Source organism: Sphingomonas sp. SP3, assembly GCF_058514305.1.
The window spans coordinates 772,975-797,065 of the sequence record NZ_JBZSOE010000001.1 but is presented as its reverse complement, the minus strand read 5'-3'; the positions used below and the strand labels follow the sequence as shown (position 1 = coordinate 797,065).

Annotated in this window: 25 protein-coding genes; 13 read left to right on the top strand and 12 right to left on the bottom strand. The window is 63.5% G+C overall.

Going from position 1 to position 24,091, the window contains the following annotated elements; all coding sequences use genetic code 11:
- Positions 1-20 precede the first annotated feature (20 nt).
- The 5 genes from AC4K8G_RS04210 to AC4K8G_RS04190 form a co-directional block, all read right to left on the bottom strand.
- Positions 21-449, bottom strand: a complete 429-nt coding sequence (locus tag AC4K8G_RS04210) for a hypothetical protein (RefSeq protein ID WP_491732921.1) — start codon at positions 447-449, stop codon at positions 21-23.
- A 171-nt stretch (positions 450-620) separates the two neighbouring features.
- Positions 621-1,265: a 50S ribosomal protein L9 gene (gene rplI / locus AC4K8G_RS04205; protein WP_491732920.1), complete on the bottom strand. Its 645-nt coding sequence runs from the start codon at positions 1,263-1,265 to the stop codon at positions 621-623.
- Positions 1,266-1,277: 12 nt separating this feature from the next.
- On the bottom strand, positions 1,278-1,502 hold the full coding sequence (gene rpsR, locus AC4K8G_RS04200; RefSeq protein ID WP_491732919.1) for a 30S ribosomal protein S18: 225 nt from the start codon (positions 1,500-1,502) through the stop codon (positions 1,278-1,280).
- Positions 1,502-1,906: a 30S ribosomal protein S6 gene (gene rpsF, locus AC4K8G_RS04195; RefSeq protein ID WP_491732918.1), complete on the bottom strand. Its 405-nt coding sequence runs from the start codon at positions 1,904-1,906 to the stop codon at positions 1,502-1,504. Before rpsF ends, rpsR begins: the two co-directional genes overlap by 1 nt.
- A 151-nt stretch (positions 1,907-2,057) precedes the next feature.
- Positions 2,058-3,701, bottom strand: coding sequence for an amidohydrolase (locus tag AC4K8G_RS04190; protein WP_491732917.1), 1,644 nt, complete (start codon positions 3,699-3,701; stop codon positions 2,058-2,060).
- Between the two features lie 166 nt (positions 3,702-3,867).
- On the opposite strand from AC4K8G_RS04190, the gene AC4K8G_RS04185 reads away from it, so the two are divergent.
- Positions 3,868-5,046: an aromatic ring-hydroxylating oxygenase subunit alpha gene (locus AC4K8G_RS04185; protein ID WP_491732916.1), complete on the top strand. Its 1,179-nt coding sequence runs from the start codon at positions 3,868-3,870 to the stop codon at positions 5,044-5,046.
- Here the strand turns inward: AC4K8G_RS04185 and AC4K8G_RS04180 are convergent.
- On the bottom strand, positions 4,979-6,292 hold the full coding sequence (locus tag AC4K8G_RS04180; protein ID WP_491732915.1) for an APC family permease: 1,314 nt from the start codon (positions 6,290-6,292) through the stop codon (positions 4,979-4,981). The genes AC4K8G_RS04185 and AC4K8G_RS04180 overlap by 68 nt on opposite strands.
- Before the next feature lie 71 nt (positions 6,293-6,363).
- Between AC4K8G_RS04180 and fabD the strand changes: the two genes are divergently transcribed.
- The 4 genes from fabD (at position 6,364) to dnaJ (ending at position 11,310) form a co-directional block, all read left to right on the top strand.
- Positions 6,364-7,302: an ACP S-malonyltransferase gene (fabD, locus tag AC4K8G_RS04175; protein WP_491732914.1), complete on the top strand. Its 939-nt coding sequence runs from the start codon at positions 6,364-6,366 to the stop codon at positions 7,300-7,302.
- A complete protein-coding gene (gene fabG, locus AC4K8G_RS04170) occupies positions 7,302-8,042 on the top strand; it encodes a 3-oxoacyl-[acyl-carrier-protein] reductase (RefSeq protein ID WP_491734407.1) in 741 nt (246 codons plus the stop codon). Before fabD ends, fabG begins: the two co-directional genes overlap by 1 nt.
- 129 nt (positions 8,043-8,171) lie before the next feature.
- Positions 8,172-10,121, top strand: a complete 1,950-nt coding sequence (dnaK, locus tag AC4K8G_RS04165; RefSeq protein ID WP_491732913.1) for a molecular chaperone DnaK — start codon at positions 8,172-8,174, stop codon at positions 10,119-10,121.
- A gap of 67 nt (positions 10,122-10,188) precedes the next feature.
- A complete protein-coding gene (gene dnaJ / locus AC4K8G_RS04160; protein WP_491732912.1) occupies positions 10,189-11,310 on the top strand; it encodes a molecular chaperone DnaJ in 1,122 nt (373 codons plus the stop codon).
- Here dnaJ and AC4K8G_RS04155 read toward each other — a convergent pair.
- From AC4K8G_RS04155 to radC, 3 genes are all read right to left on the bottom strand, one after another.
- A complete protein-coding gene (locus AC4K8G_RS04155) occupies positions 11,307-12,191 on the bottom strand; it encodes a hypothetical protein (RefSeq protein ID WP_491732911.1) in 885 nt (294 codons plus the stop codon). The two genes, dnaJ and AC4K8G_RS04155, sit on opposite strands and share 4 nt — an antisense overlap.
- A gap of 81 nt (positions 12,192-12,272) precedes the next feature.
- Positions 12,273-13,598, bottom strand: coding sequence for an adenylosuccinate lyase (gene purB, locus AC4K8G_RS04150; RefSeq protein ID WP_491732910.1), 1,326 nt, complete (start codon positions 13,596-13,598; stop codon positions 12,273-12,275).
- A 33-nt stretch (positions 13,599-13,631) separates the two neighbouring features.
- Positions 13,632-14,327 carry a RadC family protein gene (radC, locus tag AC4K8G_RS04145; RefSeq protein WP_491732909.1) on the bottom strand — a complete coding sequence of 232 codons (696 nt, stop codon included), beginning with the start codon at positions 14,325-14,327 and terminating at the stop codon, positions 13,632-13,634.
- A 117-nt stretch (positions 14,328-14,444) separates the two neighbouring features.
- On the opposite strand from radC, the gene AC4K8G_RS04140 reads away from it, so the two are divergent.
- Genes AC4K8G_RS04140 through AC4K8G_RS04130 form a run of 3 tightly spaced genes read left to right on the top strand, consistent with a single transcriptional unit; the run spans position 14,445 to position 18,246 of the window.
- Positions 14,445-17,666, top strand: a complete 3,222-nt coding sequence (locus AC4K8G_RS04140) for an intermembrane phospholipid transport protein YdbH family protein (RefSeq protein WP_491732908.1) — start codon at positions 14,445-14,447, stop codon at positions 17,664-17,666.
- Positions 17,667-17,668: 2 nt separating this feature from the next.
- A complete protein-coding gene (locus AC4K8G_RS04135; protein WP_491732907.1) occupies positions 17,669-17,884 on the top strand; it encodes a YnbE family lipoprotein in 216 nt (71 codons plus the stop codon).
- Entirely contained in the window at positions 17,884-18,246 is a 363-nt protein-coding gene (locus AC4K8G_RS04130; protein WP_491732906.1) for a YdbL family probable chaperone protein, read from the top strand. Before AC4K8G_RS04135 ends, AC4K8G_RS04130 begins: the two co-directional genes overlap by 1 nt.
- Here AC4K8G_RS04130 and AC4K8G_RS04125 read toward each other — a convergent pair.
- Positions 18,234-18,947, bottom strand: a complete 714-nt coding sequence (locus AC4K8G_RS04125; RefSeq protein WP_491732905.1) for a PdaC/SigV domain-containing protein — start codon at positions 18,945-18,947, stop codon at positions 18,234-18,236. The two genes, AC4K8G_RS04130 and AC4K8G_RS04125, sit on opposite strands and share 13 nt — an antisense overlap.
- A 148-nt stretch (positions 18,948-19,095) precedes the next feature.
- On the opposite strand from AC4K8G_RS04125, the gene AC4K8G_RS04120 reads away from it, so the two are divergent.
- From AC4K8G_RS04120 to AC4K8G_RS04100, 5 genes are read left to right on the top strand one after another with little or no spacing between them, the layout of a single operon-like run.
- On the top strand, positions 19,096-19,443 hold the full coding sequence (locus AC4K8G_RS04120) for an AtpZ/AtpI family protein (protein WP_491732904.1): 348 nt from the start codon (positions 19,096-19,098) through the stop codon (positions 19,441-19,443).
- Between the two features lie 30 nt (positions 19,444-19,473).
- Positions 19,474-20,223, top strand: coding sequence for a F0F1 ATP synthase subunit A (locus AC4K8G_RS04115; RefSeq protein WP_491734406.1), 750 nt, complete (start codon positions 19,474-19,476; stop codon positions 20,221-20,223).
- 23 nt (positions 20,224-20,246) lie between these two features.
- Entirely contained in the window at positions 20,247-20,483 is a 237-nt protein-coding gene (locus AC4K8G_RS04110; protein WP_294072892.1) for a F0F1 ATP synthase subunit C, read from the top strand.
- Positions 20,484-20,510: 27 nt separating this feature from the next.
- Entirely contained in the window at positions 20,511-21,002 is a 492-nt protein-coding gene (locus AC4K8G_RS04105) for a F0F1 ATP synthase subunit B family protein (RefSeq protein WP_491732903.1), read from the top strand.
- The gene (locus AC4K8G_RS04100) at positions 20,995-21,540 is read left to right on the top strand and encodes a F0F1 ATP synthase subunit B family protein (RefSeq protein WP_491732902.1); all 546 of its coding nucleotides are present in this window, start codon (positions 20,995-20,997) and stop codon (positions 21,538-21,540) included. Before AC4K8G_RS04105 ends, AC4K8G_RS04100 begins: the two co-directional genes overlap by 8 nt.
- 15 nt (positions 21,541-21,555) lie before the next feature.
- Here the strand turns inward: AC4K8G_RS04100 and AC4K8G_RS04095 are convergent, their stop codons facing one another.
- Both AC4K8G_RS04095 and paaZ read right to left on the bottom strand, forming a co-directional pair.
- Positions 21,556-21,984 (bottom strand): CBS domain-containing protein, encoded by a 429-nt coding sequence (locus AC4K8G_RS04095; RefSeq protein ID WP_491732901.1) that lies wholly within the window; start codon positions 21,982-21,984, stop codon positions 21,556-21,558.
- A gap of 59 nt (positions 21,985-22,043) precedes the next feature.
- The gene (gene paaZ, locus AC4K8G_RS04090; protein ID WP_491732900.1) at positions 22,044-24,065 is read right to left on the bottom strand and encodes a phenylacetic acid degradation bifunctional protein PaaZ; all 2,022 of its coding nucleotides are present in this window, start codon (positions 24,063-24,065) and stop codon (positions 22,044-22,046) included.
- Between the last annotated feature and the right edge of the window lie 26 nt (positions 24,066-24,091).

Sequence of the window (24,091 nt, the reverse complement as noted above, 5' to 3'; positions counted from 1 at the left end):
TGTGTTAGATTGAAGGTGAGTTAGAAGGAGCTTCCACCGCCGGACCCGCCGGACTCGGAATCGTCTTCGTCAACTTCCTGGGCGCCCTGACCCTGACTGGCGAAGTCGGATCCGCCGGTCGTCTGTTCGTCAGAGGCGCTTTCCTCGTCCTGGACGAGGTCGTCGCCGCCCGAGCCCTGGGAACCGATGAAGCCCTGCTGGGAGCCGCTCTGGCCGCTGCTGTCGTTGCCGCCGCTGGACATCTGATCGGACGTCAACGTGCCGGACCCGCCCTGCGCATCGGTCTGGCCGCTCGAGCTCTCGCCGGTGGGCTGCTGCGAACCGAAATTGCCGCTTTCCTGGCCCTGCTGGCCATATTCGCTCTGCTTTCCTTGCTGACCGGTGGTCTGCTGCTGACCAGCCTTGCCTTCATTCTCACCGAATTGTTCTTCGTCGCGTTCTTCAGCCATGGCGCTTACTCCTTACATGACCCCGCTTGCTCCGCCGGCTTAAACAAGGGTGATCCGGCAACCGTTCCTGTTGCCGAACGAACTTTGCGACGAACGGCTCGGCGCAACGAAAAAAGGCCGCCCGTCGGATCGACGAGCGGCCCAATTTCGCGTCGCGTAACGCTGAACGAGCTAGGCGTTCTCGCTTTGGTCCTCGGCCTCAGGCGCTTCCTCGGCGGCGGCTTCTTCGGCGCGAGCGGCTTCCTCGGTCGGGACCTCAGCTTCAGGGGCCTCATCGGCCGACGCCAGCGCCTCGGCTGCCGCCGGTGCGGCATCTTCCTCGAACATCTGCTGGAGGACGTCGACGCCCTGCGCTTGCAGGTCGGCTTCCTCCGGCGAACGAGCGACGTTGACCTTTACCGTGACGGAAACCTCCGGATGGAGGGCAACCTTCACTTCGTGCACGCCGATCGCCTTAATCGGGCGATCGAGAACGATCTGGCTCTTGGTGACGTGAGCGCCAGTTCCTTCCAGGGCTTCGACGATGTCGCGAGCAGAAACCGAGCCGTACAGCTGGCCTGTATTCGAGGCCTGACGGATCAACTGAACCGTCTTGCCGTCGACATCCTTCGAGGACTTTTCCGCATCGCTCCGGCGATTGGCGTTATCTTCCTCAATCTTCGCGCGATTGGCTTCGAAGACCTTACGGTTGGCGTCGTTGGCGCGCAGCGCCTTCTTGCGCGGCAGCAGGTAGTTGCGGGCAAAGCCGTCCTTGACCTTCACCACATCGCCGATGGCGCCGAGCTTCTCGACGCGTTCAAGCAGGATCACTTCCATCTCAAGCTCTCCTTACTTCACGACGTAGGGAAGCAGGCCGATGTGCCGGGCGCGCTTGATCGCTCGCGCCAGCTCACGCTGCTTCTTGGAGGAGACGGCGGTAATGCGCGACGGCACGATCTTGCCGCGCTCCGAGATGAAACCCTGGAGCAGGCGCATATCCTTGTAATCGATCTTGGGCGCATCCTTGCCGGAAAAGGGGCAGGACTTGCGGCGGCGGAAGAAAGCCCGGGCCATTATTCAACCTCCTCTTCACGAGCACGGAAGCTCGGGCGGTCATCGCGGTCACCGCGGTCGGAGCGACGCTCGCGCTCCTTCTCACCGCGGCGCATCATCGCCGACGGGCCGGCTTCATGCTCGTCGACCTTGATCGTGAGGAAGCGGATCACGTCTTCATTGATGTTCGACTGGCGCTCGAGCTCGGCGATTGCAGCCGGCGGCGCGTCGACGTCGAGGGCGACATAATGCGCCTTACGATTCTTCGCGATGCGGTAGGCGATCGAGCGAAGACCCCAGGTCTCCGTCTTCACAACCTTACCGCCATTATCTGTGATGATCTTGGTGGCGTTTTCCGCGAGCGCATCGACCTGGGCCTGAGCCAGGTCCTGACGCGCGAGGAAAACATGCTCGTAGAGCGGCATGTTTCTTCGTCTCTCTTTTGGCCGATCGCTGACGCCGCCCAGTGCGACGCCCCTCCGGCTGTCGTTCAAAAACACTGGGGCACAGCCGAAGACTGCGCCCCATCGCGGCGGCCAATGCCGCAAAGTCACTGAAATGGCAAGGGTTGAACCCTTAAGCGGCGCTGTTCGTGTACCGCTCCTTGCCATCGACCACCGTTCGCAAAACCTGGGTCTTGCTGATCCGCTCGGGCGCAATCGCAAAGATGTCGCTGTCCAAGACCACAAGGTCCGCGAGTTTACCTGGAGCGAGGGTTCCGAGCTTACCTTCCTGGAACCCGGCAAAGGCATTGGCCGCGGTGTAGGCGTGGAGCGCCTCGGCGACGGTGATCCGCTGCCCGGGCCCGAACACGCCCTTTCCGTCGGTGGTCACACGGCGCACGGCAGCCTCTATCCCGCCCAGCGGATCAACCGGGGCAACGGCCCAGTCCGATCCAAAGGTCACGATCGCGCCTGAATCGAGGAGGGAACGGAACGCCCAGCTGCCATTGATGCGGTCGGGGCCGAGCGGGCCCGCGGCCCAGCGTCCGTCATCGATCGCATGGTAGGGCTGCATCGAGGCGATCACGCCTTGCTTGCCGAACCGCGGGATCGACCCCTCGTTGATATGCTGCGCGTGCTCGATCCGGGAGCGTCGGTCGCGCGCGCCGTTTTTCGCCGAAATCGCCGCGAACATGTCGAGCGTCATGTCGACCGCCTTGGTGCCGATCGCATGAACCTCGAGTTGGAGGCCAGCGCGGTCCGCGCGCTCGCACCAGCCGTGCATTTCGGCGATCGGCTGGATTAGCAGTCCCGAATTCTTGGGATCATTGGCAAAGGGCTTGTCCATGTAGGCCGTCCGGCTGCCGAGAGCGCCATCGGCCATCGCCTTGACGATCCCCCACCGCACCCACTCATCGCCGCGCCCTTCGCGCCGAATGATCCGCGCGAGCTTTTCCCAGTCCTTGGCCCAAACGGATGGATAGAAGCGAACGTTCGTCTCGCCTCTGGCCCGTGCCCTGCGCAACGCATCGAACGTAACCCAGTCCATGTCCGCGCCGTGGCATTGGGTCGTCCCGCGAGAGAGGGCGTTCTTGATCCCGAGTTGGACCGCGGCGTCAATGTCGGCGTCAGACCAGGCGGGAATGACCTTGGTCACGAGATCCATTGCGTTGTCGCGCAGAACGCCGGTCGGGTTGCCCGCCTCATCGCGCGCAATCTCGCCGCCCGCGGGATCGGGCGTGTTGCGGTCGATCCCGGCTAGCTTCAGCGCCAGCCCATTCAAAAACAGGTTGTGGCCGTCGGTGCGGCCGATCGAAACCGGCGTGTCCGGCGTGACCGCGTCAATCCACGCATGATTGGGAAGCTCGCCGCCCCAACGCTGCTCGTCCCAGCCCCAGCCCTCCAGCCAACGTCCCGCCGGCAGCGCTGCCGCGCCCTTCGCGATCGTGTCGATGAATTGCTGCCGGGTCTTGGTGCTGAGCAGGTCGATCTGTGTGAGGGACTTAGAGCCGGCGATGAAATGGGTGTGGTTGTCCATCATTCCCGGCACAATCAGCGCGCCGCCAAGATCGATCGTCCGGGTCCTGCGCGTCGCAATAGAGGTGGATGCGCGCTCACCGAGCGCGCCAATGCGATTGCCGCTAAGGGCAATTGCATCACTCCACGGCATCGATCGAATGCCCGTCCAGACCCTTGCGTTACGGTAGATCACGGTCGCCCAGTCGACCGAACCACGCCTCACAGCGTTGGCCGGTGCGCCGAGGAGGCCGGCGAGCACACTGGCCCCCGTTCCTATGAGAAATTCACGACGGCTATTGTTCAGCATCCGGCTCACCCCCCATTGGCCGACGGAAACAGGAGACAGCGCCAGCCGCGGCCGTTTCGCAAGTCTTTTCCGAAGGAGGTTCTTCGACAAGAGGCACATCGCCAGTTACAAGCGGCGCATGGCGACACAGCTCAAATCCGTGCAACCGACGGCAGATCCACTCGATGATATGAGCCTGCCGGGCTGGCTCTATTACGATCCGGAATTCCTCGAGGCCGAGAAGCGCGCATTCCTTCGCGCAGCGCCGCAGGTCGTTTGTCATGAAAGCGAGATTCCCGAGCCGGGCGAATGGCGCAGCATGGAGTATCTCGGGGAGAGTGTGATCGTCATCCGTGGTGATGACCGCGAGGTGCGCGCGTTTTCGAACGTGTGCCGCCATCGCGGTTCGCGACTGGTCGATGGAACCGGGGGCTGCGCCAAGGTCCTCACCTGTCCGTATCACGCGTGGAGCTATGGCCGCGACGGCAAGCTGGTCGGCGTGCCGCATCGGAGCGAATATCCTGGACTACAAACCGATAATCTCGGGCTTTTTCCACTGCCACTCGAAAATTGGCGCGGCTTCCTTTTTGTGACACTCGAGCCAGGCGCTCCGTCCGTGGCGGAGATGATGGCGCCTTACGAGGATGAGGTGGCGCCCTATCGCTTCGAAGATTTGCGCGCGATTGGCCGGGTCACGCTTCGTCCGCGTCCGCTCAACTGGAAGACGATCGCCGATAATTATTCGGACGGCCTGCACATCCCGGTCGGTCACCCGGGCCTCACCCGCTTGTTCGGCAGGAACTACCGCATCGAAGCCAACGCGCACGTCGATCGCATGGAAGGCGACCTGGTCGAGAAGCCTTCGGCGCATCCGGCCGAGCGCGCCTATCAGAAGCATCTGCCGCGGGTTGAGCACCTGCCCGAGACGCACCAACGCAAGTGGCTCTACTACAAGCTGTTCCCCAACGTTGCTTTCGACATCTACCCCGACCAGGTCGACTTCATGCAGTTCCTGCCGGTGAGCGCGACTGAGACGGTGATCCGGGAGATCAGCTATGCGCTTCCCGACGATCGCCGCGAGATGAAGATCGCGCGCCACCTCAACTGGCGCATCAATCGCCAGGTCAACGCCGAGGACACCGAGCTGATCACGCGCGTGCAGCTCGGCATGCAGTCACCGGCCTATAAGGCCGGTCCGCTCGGAACGAGCGAAGTCTGCCTACGCAGCTTCAGCCAGAAGCTGCGGAAGCTTATTCCTGAGGCGCGGCTGGATTCACCTCCTCCGCCCGGTTGGAGCCGTTTAGCCAACGCGAGATAAGCAGGACGGGTACACCGACGGCGAGAAGCGCGAAGGCCCATGCCGTCGCTTCAAGCCCGGCACCGTAAAAAGTCCAGATCGCGTAGAGCAGGCCGACCACGATCAGCAGTTGGGTGATACCGCCAAGCTTGAGCTTCAGCGCCGCCACCGCGCCGCAGGCGTAAAAGACGAGCGACGCTACGGTCGAGATCAGGGTGATGAAGACGTAAAGCCCGACGAAGCTTTTGCTCGCGTTGAAGCTGACGAACAACGCGCTGATCACGCTTGTGACGATCAGTGACACGGTCGGCGCCAGCCGTGCGTTGCCGCGCGCCATGATGCGGGGAAGGCCACCGGCCTGGGCAAGCTGCTGGCCGACTTCGCCCTGGATCAGCACGCTCGCGTTGAGCGCACCGATCGCGCTGACGGCGGTCAGCGCGGCGACGATCCGGCCGACACCCGCGCCAACGGTGGGTGAGATCGCGTCCGCGAAGGGCGACGTCGAAGCGGCTGCCGATGCATAAGGCAGAAGCAGCATCGCGGCGGTGCAGCTGAAGAAATAGAGAAGGCCGGTCGCGCCGGTTCCCGCCAAGGTTGCCAAGGGCACGATTCGCTCGGGATCGCGGGTCTTGCGCGCGGCAACCACGGCGGCCTCGAAACCGACGAGCGAGAAGAGGATGAGCGCGCTCGCGGAAGCGACCGAGGCAGCGCTGACCGGGAGGGGAGACAGGGCTTCGGTCGGGCTTCCCCTTCCGACGTGAATGGCGAGGACGAGGATCACGCCGATCAACGGAAGCAATTTGATCAAGGTGGTCAAAACCTGGAACTCGCCGGCAGAGTGAACCCCGCGCAAGTTGATCGCGGCAACAACGAAAATCGCACAGACCGCGAGCGGTACGACCCATGCGGGGCCGGCGAGGCTTCCCAGGGTAGCGGTGGCGGCGCCGCCGAACGCAACGGCGATGCCCGCGGTGCTGGTGAACACCGAGACCCAATACATCCACATGATGAAATAGGCCGGGGTCCGGCCGAACGCTTGCTGCACGTAGGACTGTGGACCGCCGGGATTGCGAGCGGCAAGACGCGAGAGAGCCAGCGCAAGGCACATCGTGCCGCCGACCGTCACTCCCCAGGCGATGAGCGCGTTGACCCCGTATGGAGCGAGAGTCGCCGGCAGAAGGAAGATCGCCGAGCCGATCATGTAGCCCATGACCATCGCCGTGCTCATCCACGGGCCAAGCAACTTCGCGCCGCGATCTTTGGTCATCTTCCCTCCCCAACCTTGGCAATTGTGGCTCGTCGGCCTAGTCGCCGCGGCGGTTCATAGCAGGGGCGACGATGCGCGCATTCATTTTTCCGGGGCAGGGCAGTCAGGCGGTTGGCATGGGTGCCGCACTCGCCGAAGCGAGCCGAACCGCGGCCGACACATTTCATGAAGTCGATGAAGCGCTGGGCCAGAATCTGTTTCGGTTGATGCGCGACGGTCCTGAGGACGAACTCAAGCTCACCGAAAATGCACAGCCAGCAATCATGGCCCATTCGCTCGCGGTTTATCGGGCGCTGACCAAGGACGGCGGCGTCGACCTCACGAAAGCCGCGAGTTTCGTCGCCGGCCATAGTCTGGGCGAATATTCGGCTTTGTGCGCGGCCGGGTCCTTCGACCTGGCGACGACCGCCAAGCTCCTCAAGCTGCGCGGTCAGGCGATGCAGCAAGCGGTGCCGGTGGGGCAGGGCGCGATGGCTGCCCTGCTCGGCGCGGACCTGGCGCTCGCGCAAAAGATCGCCGAGGCCGCTGCGCGGGGCGAGGTCTGCACCGTCGCCAACGACAACGACCCGAGCCAGGTGGTCATTTCGGGGCACAAAGGCGCGATCGACCGCGCGATTGAGATCGCCAAGGAAATGGGCGCCAAGCGCGCCGTGGCGCTCCCGGTTTCCGCGCCATTTCACTGTCCGCTGATGCAGCCGGCGGCCGAGGCGATGCGCGATGCGCTGAGCTACGTAGTGGTAGAGGCGCCGGAAGTATCGCTCTACGCGAACGTCACGGCCGAGCCTGAGACCGACCCAGACACGATCCGCAACCAACTGGTCGAGCAGGTCACGGGGATGGTCCGCTGGCGCGAGAGCGTCGCCAACATGGCGTCGGCTGGGGCTGAAGAGTTCGTCGAGATCGGCGGGAAGGTGCTCGGTTCGATGGTTAAGCGGATCGCCCCGGACGCCAAGGTTACAAGCGTGGTCACGATGGAAGACATCGAGGCCACCGCGAAGGAGATTGCATGATGTTCGACCTGAGCGGGATGACCGCGCTCGTGACCGGGGCCTCGGGTGGGCTTGGAAGCGCGATCGCCAAGTCGCTGGCCGGGCAGGGGGCGCGGCTCGCGGTGTCCGGCAGCAATGTCGAGAAGCTCGAGCGGTTCCGCGAGGAGCTGGGCGGCGACCATGTCGCGATCGGCTGCAACCTGTCCGACGGCGTCGCGGTCGACGAGCTGGTCCCTTCTGCGGTGGAGGCACTCGGCGGTAAGCTCGATATCCTGATCAACAACGCGGGTGTCACCCGCGACAACCTCCTGATGCGAATGAAAGACGAGGAATTCGAGGAGGTTATCCGGATCAACCTTGAGGCTGCGTTCAGACTCATGCGCGCGGCGGCGAGGCCGATGATGAAGGCCCGCTTCGGGCGCATCATCTCGATCACCTCGGTGGTCGGCGTCACCGGGAATCCTGGCCAGGCGAATTACGTCGCCTCCAAAGCCGGCCTGATCGGCATGACCAAGTCGGTCGCGCAGGAGCTCGCGAGCCGTGGGATCACGGTCAATGCGATCGCGCCCGGGTTCATGACCTCCGCGATGACCGATGCTCTCAACGACGCGCAGCGCGAGGGCATTTTGTCCCGCATCCCGCTCGGCCAGATGGGAAGCGGCGAGGACATCGGTGCGGCCTGCGTTTACCTCGCCTCGAAAGAGGCCGGATACGTCACCGGCCAGACACTTCACGTCAATGGCGGGATGGCGATGCTCTAAGTGGCGGTTAACTCAGTCTTACCGCGCTCCTTGTCGCTCATTTCATCGCACCTATATCGCCCTTGAAATTCAACAATGCGGCTCTCCAGTTTGGGGGCCGGAACAGGGGCTGAAGAAGAGGATAAAAGCATGGCCAAGGTCATTGGGATCGACTTGGGCACGACCAACAGCTGCGTTGCCGTCATGGAAGGCGGCAAGCCCAAGGTCATCGAAAATAGCGAAGGCGCGCGCACGACGCCTTCGACGGTCGCTTTCACCAAGGACGGTGAGCGGCTGATCGGCCAGCCGGCAAAGCGCCAGGCGGTCACCAACCCCGACAATACGATTTTCGCGGTAAAGCGCCTCATCGGCCGCCGCTTCGATGACCCGATCACCAAGAAGGACACCGAGCTGGTGCCCTACAAGATCGTCAAGGGCGCGAACGGCGACGCGTGGGTCGGCGCCGGCGGCAAGGATTATTCGCCGTCGCAGATTTCGGCCTTCATCCTCCAGAAGATGAAGGAAACCGCCGAGGCTTATCTCGGCGAGACCGTCACCCAGGCGGTGATCACCGTCCCTGCTTACTTCAACGACGCGCAGCGCCAGGCGACCAAGGACGCCGGGCAGATCGCGGGCCTTGAAGTGCTGCGCATCATCAATGAGCCGACCGCGGCCGCTCTCGCCTATGGGCTCGAGAAGGAAGACGGCAAGACGATCGCCGTTTACGACCTCGGCGGCGGCACCTTCGACGTCTCCGTGCTGGAAATCGGCGACGGCGTGTTTGAGGTAAAGTCGACCAACGGCGACACCTTCCTCGGCGGCGAGGACTTCGACGCGCGGATTGTCAATTGGCTCGCCGACAAGTTCAAGCAGAAGGAAGGCATCGACCTTCGCACCGACCGCCTCGCGCTTCAGCGCCTCAAGGAGGCGGCGGAAAAGGCGAAGATCGAGCTGTCTTCGGCTGCGAGTACCGAAATCAACCAGCCGTTCATTACCGCCCGCATGGAAGGCGGCGCGACCACCCCGCTTCACCTGGTCGAAACGCTGACTCGCGCCGACCTCGAGAAGCTGGTCGACGACCTGATCGAGCGGACCATGGAGCCGTGCAAGAAGGCGCTCAAGGACGCCGGCATTGATCCGAAGGACATCGCCGACGTTGTCCTGGTCGGTGGCCAAACCCGCATGCCGCGGGTGCGCGAGCGCGTGAAGGAATTCTTCGGCCGCGAACCGCACACCGGCGTGAACCCGGACGAAGTCGTGGCGATGGGCGCTGCGATCCAGGCCGGCGTTCTGCAGGGCGACGTCAAGGACGTCCTGCTGCTCGACGTCACGCCGCTGTCGCTGGGTATCGAGACGCTTGGCGGCGTGTTCACCCGGATGATCGATCGCAACACGACCATCCCTACCAAGAAGAGCCAGGTCTTCTCGACCGCCGAGGACAACCAGAATGCGGTGACGATCCGCGTTTTCCAGGGCGAACGCGAGATGGCCGCGGACAACAAGGCGCTTGGCCAGTTCGACCTGGTCGGAATCCCGCCTGCACCGCGCGGCGTGCCGCAGATCGAGGTCACGTTCGACATCGACGCAAACGGTATCGTCAACGTCAGCGCCAAGGATAAAGGCACTGGCAAGGAACAGCAGATCCGCATCCAGGCATCGGGCGGTCTCGCCGACAGCGACATCGAAAAGATGGTCCAGGAGGCCGAGCAGTTCGCCGAAGACGACAAGAAGCGTCGCGCGGCTGCCGAAGCGAAGAATAACGCCGAAAGCCTCATTCACACGACCGAGAAGCAGCTCGCCGAGCATGGCGACAAGGTTTCGGGTGACGTGAAGGAAGAGATCGAGAAGGCGCTCGCCGAAGCCAAGACTGCAGTCGAAGGTGGCGACACCGACGACATCCAGCAGAAGACTGCGGCGCTGACCCAGTCGGCGATGAAGCTCGGCCAGGCCGTCTACGAGCAGCAGCAGGCTCAGCAGGCTCAGACCGAGCCGGGCGCCGAAGCCGGTGCTGCGGGTGAGGCCGGCGAACAGCCGGCTGGCGACGAGGAAGTGGTCGACGCGGAATTCTCCGAAGTCGACGAAGGCGAGAACAAGGGCTGATGATGCGGCGCGGTCGCCACCAATCGGAGGCCGCGCCACGTCCTGTAAGGCGTAGTGGGGAGCTCTGATGGTCGAGCAGGACTATTATGATCTGCTGGGCATTCAGCGCGGCGCGGATGACGCCGCGATCAAGGCTGCCTACCGGCGGCTGGCCAAGGAATGCCATCCTGACCGGCACAACGGCTGCCGCGATCAGGAAGCGCGCTTCAAGGCTATCAGCGAAGCCTATGACGTCCTCAAAGATCCGCAGAAGCGGGCCGCCTACGACCGCTTCGGCAAGGCGGCGTTCCAGAACGGCGGCGGCGCCGATCCGTTCGGCGAAGCCGGCTTCAATGGCTTTTCCGATATTTTCTCGACCATTTTCGGCGAGTTCATGGACCCGCGGGGAGCGCGCCAGAACGCGGCGCGCGGTGCCGACCTCCGTTACGATCTGGAGCTGACACTAGAAGAAGCATTCACCGGCGCCGAAAAGACGGTGACGATCGATGCGCTGGCAACCTGCGACGTCTGCCATGGGCGCGGCTGCACCCGCACCGACAAGTGCGCCGACACCTGCCAGACTTGCGGGGGCATGGGCAAAGTCCGCGCCCAGCAGGGCTTTTTCGTGGTCGAGCGGGGGTGCCCGAATTGCCGCGGCTCGGGCGAAGTCATCTCCGACCCGTGCGGCAACTGCCATGGCGAAGGCCGCGCCATCACGCAGCGCAAGCTCGCGGTTAAGGTCCCGCCAGGCGTCGACGAGGGTACGCGCATTCGCGTTGCGGGCGAGGGCGAAGCGGGCGTCCGAGGTGCTGCGAGCGGCGACCTCTACCTCTTCATTCATATGAAGCGGCATCCGATCTACGCACGTGAAGGCACGACCCTGATCGCTGAGTGCCCAGTGACGTTCACGACTGCTGCACTTGGGGGATCTATCAATTTGCCGGGGCTCGATGGCCAGGCGGTGGACATCAAGATTCCCGCCGGCGTTCAGTCCGGCGAGCAGCTCCGCCATCGTGGCTCAGGTATGAGCGTGCTGAATGGGCGCGGCCGGGGCGACCTTGTTGCGCGAATCCTGGTCGAGACGCCGACCAAGCTCAGCAAAGAGCAGAAGAAAATCCTGGAAGAGTTCCGCTCGACCGAGACCGGTGACGAATGTCCGGCGGCGAAGGGCTTCTTCGGACGGATCCGGGACGCGCTGGGCGGCTGCTAGCCGCCGCTTTTCAGCCGGTCGATTTCGAGGCGCATCGCGAATAGCTGCGCGAACAGTTCGGCCGCGGCGTGAAGCTCGAAGTTCGGAGAGCGCGGCTTCGTATGAGCCAGCCGGAATTCCCCAACTGCCTCTCCGTCCATGAGCACTGGGACCCGCATGGTCGCTGCAAACCCACGATCGATGAGCTCCTCGATTTGATCGGCAGTCGGAGCGCGAAGCAGTGCGCCGGATGCCGCTGAATCCCGGTCCTCACGCGGGAACAAGGACACCGATTCTGCCTGCGTGTCCGGCACCAGCGCCGGCAGGTCATCACTGAGGCTCGCGTTGGCCCCGGCGCGAAACGGAACGCCCGTCCTGCTGCTAGTGGCCTTGTCGCTTCCAACCAGCAGGGTCACGCGATCGAATGCCGTCAAGGCGCGCATGCGCCGCGCCGCGGCGTCGAGCAACGTCAGGCCCTTTTCCCGGGACAAACCCGCAGCAAGACCGCCTATAGCGCTCAACGCCTCGCCCAAGCGCCCTTCGGGACTTGGCACAGCCTCAATGATCACCCGCTCTTCGCAATGCTGAAAAGCGACGTCGAATAATTCCGAATTGTCGGTCAGGCGGACCCGATAGGCGCGCGCCACGCCGGTGCTGCCGCTCAGTCTCGAGAACAGGTTGCGGAGGTCGTGCAACGGCTGGGCCTGGACGAAATCGCCAAGCGGCTCATCGATAAGCGTGACGTGTGACTGGCCCAGTAAGCGGTGGATGTTCTCGGAGGCTCGAGTGACGATCCAGTCAGCGGTCAGCTCAAGGACGTAAGCGCCGCCTTGAATGCGATCGCCCTCGTGCTGCTGCGGCGCAGCGGTCAATTCAGTGCGGAGTTCCTGTACGTCGTCCATCCGGCCCCGGTGCCCAACCCTGTCACCACCATAGCGGAGAAATTGCGCTCCGCACGTTGAAAATGGCGCGGATTGAAACGGTTAAGCGGACGGGCCGAACACCCGGTCGAAAATCGTGCCGACGTGCTTCAAGTGATAATCGAGGTCGAACAGGGCATCGAGCTCGTGAGGCGAGAGGCGCTGGCTGACCTCTTTGTCCGCTTTGAGGAGGTCGAGCAGCGACAACTCGCCGTCGGACTCCCACACCTTCATCGCGTTACGCTGGACGAGCGCATAGCTGTCCTCGCGGCTAAGGCCGGCCTGGGTAAGCGCGAGCAGGACGCGCTGCGAATGAACCAGCCCGCCCATGCGATCGAGATTCTTCTGCATCCGCTCCGGGTAGACGAGCAGCTTGTCGACCACGCCGGTGAGGCGGCCGAGGGCGAAGTCGAGCGTGATCGTCGCGTCGGGGCCGATGAACCGCTCGACGGATGAGTGCGAAATGTCGCGCTCATGCCACAGCGCGACATTTTCGAGCGCGGGCGTCACGTAACCGCGGACCATGCGCGCAAGGCCGGTCAGATTCTCCGTCAGTACCGGGTTGCGCTTGTGCGGCATCGCCGAGCTACCCTTCTGCCCTGGCGAGAAATACTCCTCAGCCTCAAGGACCTCGGTGCGCTGCAAGTGGCGGATCTCGGTGGCCAGGCGCTCGATCGACGACGCGATCACGCCGAGCGTCGCGAAGAACATCGCGTGGCGGTCGCGCGGAATGACCTGGGTCGAGACAGGTTCGGCGGCCAGGCCGAGCTCCTTGGCGACGTGCTGCTCGATGTCTGGCGGGATTTGCGCAAACGTGCCGACGGCGCCGGAGATGGCGCAGGTGGCGATGTCGTCGCGGGCCGCGATCAGCCGCTCGCGGTTGCGGGAAAACTCTGCATAGGCCTGCGCCAGCTTAAGGCCGAACGTGGTCGGCTCGGCGTGGATGCCGTGGCTGCGGCCGATGGTCGGGGTCAGCTTGTGTTCGAACGCGCGGCGCTTGATCACCTCAAGCAATGCGTCGAGGTCCTTGATGAGGAGGTCGGCCGCTTGCTTCAGTTGCACCGCAAGCGCCGTGTCGAGGACGTCCGAGCTCGTCATTCCCTGGTGAAGCCAGCGCTTCTCGGGGCCCAGCTTCTCGCCCGCCCAGGTAAGGAAGGCGATCACGTCATGCTTTGTGACGGCTTCGATCCTATCGATGGCGTCGATGTCGATCTTGCCTAGCGCGTCGGAATCATAGGCCTTGCGGATCGTCGTGGCGTCGTCGGCGGGGATCATGCCGATCTTGCCCATCGCCTCAGCGGCGAAGACTTCGATCTGCCACCAGATGTGATAGCGGTTTTCGGCCGACCAGATGGCCGTCATTTCGGGGCGCGAGTAGCGGGGAACCATGGCCGAGGCGGCTAGCAGGGAAGCCGCACGGCATCAAATCAGGCCCTGCGCCCGCATGCTGGCACGACCGGAGGCGCCCACGATAACGTGATCATGCACCGCGACTTTCATGTGCCGGCCGGCCTCAATCAGATCGCGGGTGAGGCGGATGTCTTGGCTGCTGGGCGTAGGATCGCCGCTCGGGTGGTTGTGGACGATGATCAACGCGGTCGCACCAAGCGAGACTGCGCGGGCGATCACCTCCCGGACATGGACTGAGGCTTCGTCGACGCTGCCCTGCCACAGCGCCTCGTTGGCGATCAGCATGTTCTTCGCATTGAGGAACAGGACCCGCACTTCCTCTACACGTTTGTGAGCCATCGCCGCGCGGAGATAGTCGCCGAGCGCGTCCCAGCTCGACAGGATGGGCTGTTGCTCGATCCGGACTTCAAGCAGGCGGAGCGCCGTCGCCTCCGCGATTTTGATCGCGGCGATTGTCGGGTCCGTCAAACCTTCATTGCGAAGTGTATCGCTACTCGATGACAGCAGCGGCCCGATTCCGCCAAAGTCCTGGATCAGCCGCTTTGCGAGCGGCTTGGTGTCAACGCGCGGTATCGTCAGAGCGAGCAGATATTCGAGCAGCTCGTAGTCGTGAAAGCCTTCGGGCCCCGCGCTGAGCAACCGCTTGCGCAGGCGGGCACGATGACCCGCTGAATCATTATCATCCGTTTCGGAAACGCGCCCGTGCATGCCGCCTCTTTGTTGCGACTGGTCCGAGCGTATCCAATCAACCACAGAAAAAGGCTGCGTGGAAGCGATCATGCCGTATCTGGAACGGTCATGGCCGGGAGGGGTTAGTAGGAGCCGATGGCGGAGCGGCCGAACGAAGACCGCGTGGTGGTTGTCAGGCGAGGCCCGCGATGGGGTCGGATCGCCAGCATTGCCGCGCTCGCGATTCTGCTCCTCCTCGTCGCGACCATCGCGGTCGTGTGGATCGAGCGGCGCCCGATCGCCACGCACTTCCTGAAAGGGGAGTTTGAGCGGCGGGGAGTTACCGCCAGCTACCATCTCGACCGGGTGGGATTGCGAACCCAGGAGGTCCACGACCTCGTCATCGGCGATCCCATGCACCCGGACGTCACGGCCCGGCATGCGATCATTCAGATGCGGCTCAAATGGAACGGCGGCTTCGAAGTCTACCGTGTCTATGCGCGCGGCGTGCGGCTCCGCGGGCGGCTGGTCAACGGCAAGGTCAGCTGGGGACAGATCGACAAATTGCTGCCGCCGCCGAGCAACAAGCCATTCCAGCTGCCCAATTTCGCGCTCGACGTTCGCGACAGCACGATTGCGCTCGCCACGCCATTCGGCCCGGTGGGCATTGCGCTTGAGGGCAGTGGGATGCTGAGCGGCGGCTTCAAGGGCCGTGCCGCTGTCATCAGCCCCCGGCTCGTTCCGGGCCGGTGCGCGGCCGTCAACCTGCACACCAATGTCGCAGTCGCCGTCGTCGCGAGGCGCCCGCAAATCGAAGGCCCGGTGACGCTCGACAGCTTCGCCTGTCCGGCGAGCCGACTCGCCGTGGTCACGCCTAGGTTCGATGCCAAGGCGAGCTTCAACGAGAGCTTCACGACCATCGACGGCAGCGGCCGTATGGCGATCAGCACGATGACAGCCGGCGCCAACGGTCTCGCTGCCTTTGCCGGTGAGCTGACGTACAAGGGCCCGCTGACCGACGTTCGGGGGGCGGTGAGGCTGTCGGCACAGCGTTCGCGCATGGGAACGATCTATGCCGACCGCACCCGGCTCAGCGGCGGCTACGCCCTCGGCGTTCGCGCCGGCACGTTCGCAATGACCGGTGATTTCGCTGCGGACAGCGCCACTCTCGACCCGTCGATGATCGCGGGCGTCACCCAGCCGCTCGCTGCGGCCGCCAAGACGCCGATCGGACCGGTCGCCAGTGCAATCGGGAACGCGATCAGCAGAACCGCGCGCAACTTCAACTCGTCCGGCACGATCCGAGTCGTGAATTTCCCGGGCGGCGGAGCGGCGCGCATTACCAGCGCCGACATCAAGGGGCCGAATGGTGCCCATGCCCGTGTGTTCGGCGGGAGTGGCGTCACTTATTATTGGCCGTCGGGCGGGCTGCGCATCGACGGCAACATCCAGATGACCGGCGGTGGCCTCCCCAACGCGCAGGTCACCCTCAGCCAGCCGCGCGCCGGCGCACCGATGAGCGGCGTCGCCAATATCGGCGCCTACACGGTGAACGGCACTCGCTTGGCGCTGACGCCGATCCGCTTCGGGCCGGGACCAGGTGGGTCGACCGCGATCAGCACCGTCGCGCAACTCGACGGGCCGTTCCCGAACGGTAGGGTGCAGGCGCTGCGCCTTCCCATCACCGGCCAGGTTGGGCGCGGTGGAAGCTTCGCGTTCGGCACGTCTTGCGCAGTCGTGAGCTTCAACCGGCTGCAAACGGGATCGCTTCAGCTCGGCGCTACCCGGATACCCGTCTGTCCGGTCGGGCCGGCAATGATCGTCAAGCGCGCAGGAGGACCGGTCCTCGCCAACGCGCGCATCGGTTCAACAATATTGAACGGACGCCTCGGAAAATCTCCGCTGCGCCTCGCCACCCAGGGCGGCCGGTTTGTCGGCAATCAATTCACGCTGAACGGCGTCGGCATGAGGCTTGGCAAGCTGGACGCGCCAATCATCTTCGACGCGTCGCGATTGACGGGGACGATGATCGGTCGCGACATTCGCGGTCAGTTTGGCGGAGCGAAGGCGACCATCGGGCGGGTGCCGCTCCTTCTTAGCGACGCAAGCGGCAGCTGGCTGCTCCGTAACGGCAATTTCAGCGTCGACAGCGCGCTGACCGTCTCCGACCGCGACCCGAACCCGCGTTTCTATCCGTTGAAGAGCAACAACGTGCACTTCACGCTGGGCGGCGATTTTGTTCGCGCTACCGGCAGCCTCCGTCACCCTGCGAGCGGGAACCTCGTCACCAACGTTGAGATCGAGCACCGGCTATCGACCGGCGCCGGGCATGCCGACCTGAATGTGCCGGGCTTGAACTTCGGACCGAATTTCCAACCTGACGAGATTACCCGGCTGACCGAGGGCGTGATCGCGCTTGTGAACGGTACGATCAGCGGCCGCGGGCAGATCGACTGGACGGCAACCGGGCACGTGACGTCCACCGGCGACTTTTCGACAGCGAACCTCGACCTTGCCGCGCCATTCGGCCCGGTGACCGGTGTCAGCGGGACGATGCATTTCAATGACCTGCTCGGGCTTCAGACTCCACCGGGCCAGGTGCTCAACGTCAAGTCGATCAACCCCGGCATTCTCGTCGAGAACGGGGTCATCACCTACCAATTGCTACCGCACCAGCTGGTCAAGATCGAGCGCGGCGAATGGCCCTTCATGGGCGGACGCCTCATTCTTCGGGAAACAGTGCTGAATTTCGCTCGTCCAACCGCCAAGCGGCTGACCTTCGAAGTCGTCGGGTTCGACGCGAAGCAATTCGTCGATACTCTCGGGTTCGCAGGTCTCGAAGTCACCGGCAAGTTCGATGGTGTCCTGCCGATGATCTTCGATGAGAATGGCGGCCGGATCGTCGGTGGCCGGCTCGACTCCCGGCCTCCGGGCGGCGAGTTCAAATATGCCGGTACCAAGCCCAAGGCGGGGATGATGGCGGGCGCCGTGTTCGAGCTGCTCCGAGATCTCAAATACCGGTCGATGATCGTGCGCCTTGACGGCGACCTCGCCGGCGAATTCGCGACCCGGATCACCATCGACCAGGTCGCGCTGGGTGAGGGCGGGGGCCTTACCGGCAAGCTCATCCGCGGCGCGTTCCGCAAGGTGCCGCTGAAGCTCAACCTCAACATCAGCGGGCCATTCCGCGCGCTCATCCAGATGGCCAAGGCGTTCAAGGACCCGCGCCAAGCAATCGCGCCGGTGATGCCATTCCCGATCGACTCTCCGAGCCTCGACGTCGTCGTCGTCCAGCAGCGAAAAGACGAGGAGCAGAAGCAACTGACGCCCGCCAACGACGTCGACGTTTCAACCAAACCCCCACCGAGCGAGAAGTGAACATGAGAAGCTTATCGAAAGCGATGCTACAGATTGCGGGCGCTGGGCTTGCCTTGCCGCTTGCGAGCTGCGTCACGGTCAAGGCGCCGGACAAGCCAATCGAAATCAACTTGAACGTGGCGATCAAGCAGGAGGTCGTCGTTCGCCTCCAGCAGGACGTGCAGCGGCTGATCGAGCAGAACCCGCAAGCCTTCCCGCCGGCGCCGACGAGGCCGTGATGCGCATGTTGCTCGCAGGCCTCGCGCTAGCCGTGGCGGTTCCGGCTGTCGGGCAAACGCCGACGGTCGACGCTGCGCGCGCTGCGGGCGCGGTCGGCGAACGGTATGACGGCTACCTCGGGGTTTCCGGACCGGTCGCGGCGGCCGTCCAGAGCCAGGTATCGAGGATCAATATCCAGCGCCGGTCGCTCTACAGCAATCTTGCCGCCCAGAAGGGCGCGACGCCGCAAGATGTGGGGGTAACCGCGGGGTGCCAACTGCTCGCTCGGGTCGGGGTTGGTCAAACGTACATGCTGCCCGACGGGGTCTGGCGCCGGCGCGGGGCGGGGCAGGCAGCGCCCGTTCCGAACTACTGCCGCTGAACCTTGAACGATGCCCGGTATTCGGGCCTGAGCGCCGCAATTAGTGCCTGCGAAACCGGAAGCTCGATGTCGTAAGGCCCTTCGACATAAGGGCCCGCGACGTAAGGTGAGGCGCCGAAGGCGATCGCGTCGAAGCGCCCGTCGTGATCCTTGTCCGATAGCGCGATCGCCAGCTCCGAATATTTTGGGCACTCGTCGAATTCGCCGCCGATCTTCTCTCCCTCGCGCCGCTCGAGCCGCTCTTTGTCGAGTGCCGCGCAATAGGCGCGTCGCGTCAGCGCATCGAAGGCGTCGCCGCTGAAAAGCGAGCTCACCGCGATCTCGTGCGCCTTGAGCTTGTCCCACAGCAGCGCCCCGTAATTGTGATTGGGATGTGCGCCGCCTTCGAACGTATCGTCGCCATACTGAAGCGAGAGCAAGGTTTTGCTAGCCCCCGCGACCTGCCAGCCCGCGTCATAATAATGTTGCTGGAAGTCGCGCTTGTCTTGCCGCGCTGAAGCGACGTCCTCCGCCGCGAACTTCTGCGCTTCGGCAAGCGCGGCCTTCGCCTTCTTGTAGAGGATGAGATCGAGCTTCGGGATCGCAGCGGCCTCGGCCGGCCACTCATAGTTGAACTCGAGCGCCGCGGTGTCCCGGCTGACCTTGTGGGTGCCGGCAGCCGCGGTAAGCGCGAGGAGGATGATGGCCGCCAGTCGTTTCACTCGGGCAACCCTACAGGCCAAGCGCGCGGTTGACTATCGACACCCCGGTTCATAAAGGAGCGGCGCCTTGGCGGTGTCGAATTCCGCCATGCTTCTCGTACCCGTCTGGCCCTAGGATTTCAGCCGGGGCGACGCACAGGAGAGACGCATGGCAGAGGACGAAGCCACCGAGGTTCCGAAGCTTCCACCAGACGCACGGCTCGAATCGCTCGATCAGCGGCTCGACCGCTTGCAGCAGGCGGAAGCCAAGCGGACCGGCAAAGAGCAACCGGATCGCGTCCGCCAGTTTGGTCAACGACTGGCTGGACAGATGATTGGTGCTCCGGCGGGCGGATTTTTGTTCGGCTGGGGCTTGGACACGCTGTTCAAGACCAAGCCGTTGTTCATGATCGTGCTGATGTTCGTAGGCTTCGGCGTGGGCATCAGAAACGTTTATTATTGGACCAAGACGACGCCTTCGTCGGCGGCGGACGGTTCGAAAGTAGATAAGGATTAGCAGTTGGCGGGCGAGGGTAAGTTCGATCCGATGCACCAGTTTCAGGTGCAGCCGATCGTTCCACTTCATATTGGTGGCTACGACGTCAGCCTGACGAATAGCGCGCTCTGGATGCTCATCGCGCTCGGCGTGATTGTTGGGTTCATGGCACTCGGAATGAAGCGCCAGCTCGTACCCGGCCGGTGGCAAATGGCGGTCGAGGAATTGACCGGCATGATCAATAAGATGGCGGGCACGACCATTGGTCCGGAGGGCAAAAAGTTTGAGCCACTACTTTTCTCGCTTTTCGCCTTCATCCTCGTTGCAAACTTCCTCGGGATTCTGCCTTTCGCGGTGATTCCGGGTGTGCACCCTTTTGCGTCGACCAGTCATTTTTCAATCACGGGCGTGCTTGCCATAATCAGCTTTTCTATTGTTCTGATCGTGGGTTTTTCCCGCCACGGATTTCATTTCTTCTCTTTGTTTCTTCCTCCTGGCGTGCCTTGGTACATGCAGCTGTTCCTGTTCCCGATCGAGCTCATCAGCTTTCTCGTTCGTCCGTTCAGTCTCGGCCTGCGTTTGTTTGTCGCAATCTTCGCCGGCCACGTGCTGATGGAGGTGTTCGGCAATTTCATCGTTAATGGGTTGAGCGGCGGAGCACTCGGAATCGGGGTTGGATTCCTCAGCTTCCTGTTCGTGGTGTTCATCGGCCTGCTGGAAATTTTGGTCTGTCTTATCCAGGCCTACGTCTTCACCTTGTTGACTGCCGTCTATCTCAACGACGCCGTCAATCTTCACTAAGTTCAATCTAAGGAGTTCTCGTTATGGATCTTGCAGCTGCTCAGGTAATCGGTGCAGGCCTCGCCGCCATTGGCGTTGGCGCTGCCGCAATCGGCGTCGGTAATGTCTGGGGCCCGTTCCTGGAAAGCGCCGTGCGCAATCCCGCTGCTTCGGACAGTCAGTTCACACGCGTCCTCATCGGCTTCGCGCTGGCCGAGCTACTCGGCCTGATCGCGTTCGTCGTATCGATGATCATCCTCTACGCTCCTCCGCACGCGTAAGAAGCGACAGCAAACGCGGCCCCGGTCATGCCTCAGATCAACCAACTATCGGAGATATTCTTCTCCCAGCTGTTCTGGCTGCTGATTGTGTTTGGGATCATTTATTTCGTCATTGGGCGGGGTATGGTTCCGAAAATTCGGTCGACCGTCGATGCTCGCGAGCAGCGCATCGCTGGCGATCTGGAGGCCGCGCAAGCCGCTCGCGCCAAAGCCGACGACACGGAGTTGGCGTGGCGCGAGCGCATGGATGTCGCGCGCGCCGAGGCCTTTCGGATTGCCCAGGAAGCTAGGCAGGAAAGCGCCAAGGCGACCGAGGCCAAGGTGAAGAAGGCCGCGGACAAGATCGGGCTCAAGGCCGACGGCGCCAGTGCGAAGATCCGCGAAGCCATAGAAGCCGCAAGAGCCGAGATCGAAGCGGTGGCGGCAGAAGCCAGCCAGGAGATGGTGAAGCGCCTGACCGGCATAACCATCGATAAAAAGGAAGCGGAATCAGCGGTGAAGGCCGAGCTGAATGTCTAATATTGCCCTCGCCACGCTAATCATCGCGGAAGCCCCGGAATCGGCTGAGCCGAGCGCGTTCGGGCTGACGGCACCTTCTTGGATCGCAATCGCGATGCTCGTTGTGATTGCCATTCTCCTGCGCGGCAAACTTCACAGAACCGTTGCGAACTCTCTGGATTCCAAGATTGCGCTGATCCGCGACCAGCTCGCCGAGGCGGAATCACTCCGGAAAGAAGCGGAAGCGCTCAAGGCCGAATATGAGAAGAAGGCCAAGTCGGCAGACAAGGACCGGGCCGCGCTGATCGAGCGCGCGAAGCATGAGGCCGACGAGATCGTCGCCAAGGCTAAGACCGACGCCGAAGCGCTGATCGAGCGCCGCACGCGCATGGCCGAGGACAAGATCGCCGCCGAAGAACGCTCTGCCGTCGAGCAGCTGCGCGCCGCGGCTGCTGACGCCGCTTCGAAAGCCGCAGCCAAGCTGATCGCCGAGCGCCACGATGCGGCGACGGACGCGAAGGTCGTCGATCAGGCTATCAAGGAAATCGCCGGGCGCTAATAGGGGCGCTAAGTCCTATTGCTGATGCTGGCCGCCCGGCTGGCTAACGCCTTCCAACGCTTGCGAAGCGGTTTCGCTGTCGGTTTCGCGACTTAGATCGCCGAGACTGACGATCCCGCACAGGCGCTCCTCGGAATCAATCACCGGCAGGCGGCGGACCTGCGCCTGGCTCATCTTGCTCGCCGCTTCCTCGATGTCATCGTCGATCCGGACCACGATCAGATCGTCGGTCATGAGATCGCGGACGGGCGTATCCGGGCCGTAACCCTTGGCGATGCCGCGAACGGCAATGTCGCGATCGGTGATCATGCCGATCAGCCGATCGCCTTCAGTGACAGGGATCGAGCCCGCATCGGCGCTCAGCATGAAGTTCGCGGCATCCTGGACGGGCTGGTCGGGTCGAACGGTCTGCACGTCTCGCGTCATCACATCGCTGATCTTCATCGTCGCTCTCCTGAGGAATTCAACGCGTCAACGAACGGTTGTCGCTGAATGTGCCTTCGTTACGGAACGTTTTCCGTAAGCAGGTCGTAGGTCGCGACCAGCTCGTCACGCTGGTTGAAGATCTCGACGGCCCAGCGGACGACGCCGGTATCCTCGCTCTTCAGCGATTTTGCGCGGACGCTCAGCTCCACGCGCATCGAATCGCCGGGATAGAGCGGGGTAAGGAAGCGCAGATTTTCGAGGCCGGTATTGGCCAGCACCGGGCCCGGGTCGGGGTCGACGAACAGGCCCGCCGCGAAGCTCAGGATCAGATAGCCGTGGGCGACGCGGCCTTCGAAGATCGGCGAAGCCTTGGCCGCTTCCTCGTCCATGTGGGCGTAGAATTTATCGCCGGTGAAATTCGCGAAATGCTCGATGTCCTCGAGCGTGACCGTGCGGCTGGCGGTCCTGAGCGTATCGCCAATGGCAAGCTCCGACATCCTCTTGCGGAACGGGTGGACGTCGATCGGATGCTTGGGCGCGCCGTGGATGTATTGCTCGGTGATCGCGGCGATCATGGCCGGCGACGACTGGAGCGCGGTGCGCTGCATGTAATGCTTGACCCCACGCACGCCGCCCATTTCCTCGCTGCCGCCGGCACGGCCCGGCCCGCCATGGACCAGGACGGGGAGGGGCGAGCCGTGGCCGGTCGATTCCGCGGCATTGTCGCGGTTCAGCACCAGCATTCGCCCGTGATAGGCCGCGGCGCCTTGCACGAACTCTCGTGCCGCCTCCGGTGAGTGGGTGAACATCGAGAGGACAAGGCTGCCCTTGCCTCGGTTGGCGAGCGCAATCGCGTCGTCGATGTCGCGGTAGGGCATGATGGTGGAAACGGGACCGAACGGTTCGCAATCGTGAACCGCCGCGGCGCCCCACGGATCGTCAGCGCGGAGCAGCACCGGGGGCATGAATGCGCCGCCTGCAACGGGGGGCTCGGCGGCGGGATCGCCGGCAACGATGCGGGCACCGGCGGCCTCGAGCTCGGCGATCTTCTGGCGGACATCGTCGCGCTGGCTGACGCTGACGAGCGCACCCATGCGCGTATCCTCGGCGCGCGGATCGCCCACCTTGGTCTTGGCGAGCCGCTCGCTGAGCGCTTGCTGCACAGCATCGAGATGTTCGGCCGGGGCCATCGCGCGACGGATCGCGGTGCACTTCTGCCCCGCCTTCACCGTCATCTCGTTGGCAACTTCCTTGATGAAGAGGTCGAACTCCGGCGTGCCCGGCGCGGCGTCCGGCCCAAGCAGCGAGGCGTTAAGGCTGTCCTGTTCGGCAACGAAGCGGACCGACTCTCGTACGACAATCGGGTGAGTCCGGAGCTTCAGCGCAGTCTGCGCGGATCCGGTGAAGCTCACCACGTCCTGGCCAGTCAGGTGGTCAAACAGGTCCCCAACACCGCCGACGATCAGCTGGATCGCGCCAGGCGGGAGGATGTTTGCCTCAATCATCACGCGGAACGCCGCTTCGCACAGGTAAGCGGTGGCCGACGCGGGCTTCACGATCGCTGGAACACCGGCGAGAAGGGTAGGGGCCAGCTTCTCAAGCATCCCCCAGACCGGAAAGTTGAAGGCGTTGATGTGGACCGCCGCGCCTTGGAGCGGCGTGTAGATGTGCTGGCCGACAAACGTGCCCTGCTTCGACAGGCCTTCGAGCTGGCCATCAAGCAACACATGGGCGTCGGGAAGCTCGCGCCGGCCCTTGGACGAGAAGGAAAAGAGCGTGCCTGCGCCGCCCTCGATATCGATCCAACCGTCCTTGCGCGTCGCGCCGGTCAGATAGTTGAGCTCGTACAGCTCCTCCTTGCGGGCCATGATCGCGAGGCCGAGCGCTTTCACCATTCGTGCCCGGTCGTGAAAGGTCAGCTTGCGCAGCGCCGGGCCGCCGACTTCGCGCGCATGGCGCAGCATGCCGCCGAAATCGACGCCGTTTGAACCCGTCATCGCCACCGGGGTACCGTCGATGGCGCTCGGGATTTCCGCCAGGTTGCCGTCGCCGCCGATCCAGCGGTCGCGCTCGTAATTTAGGAGCTTGAGAGTCTTCATGTCGGCTCCTTAGAAGAAGTCGGCAG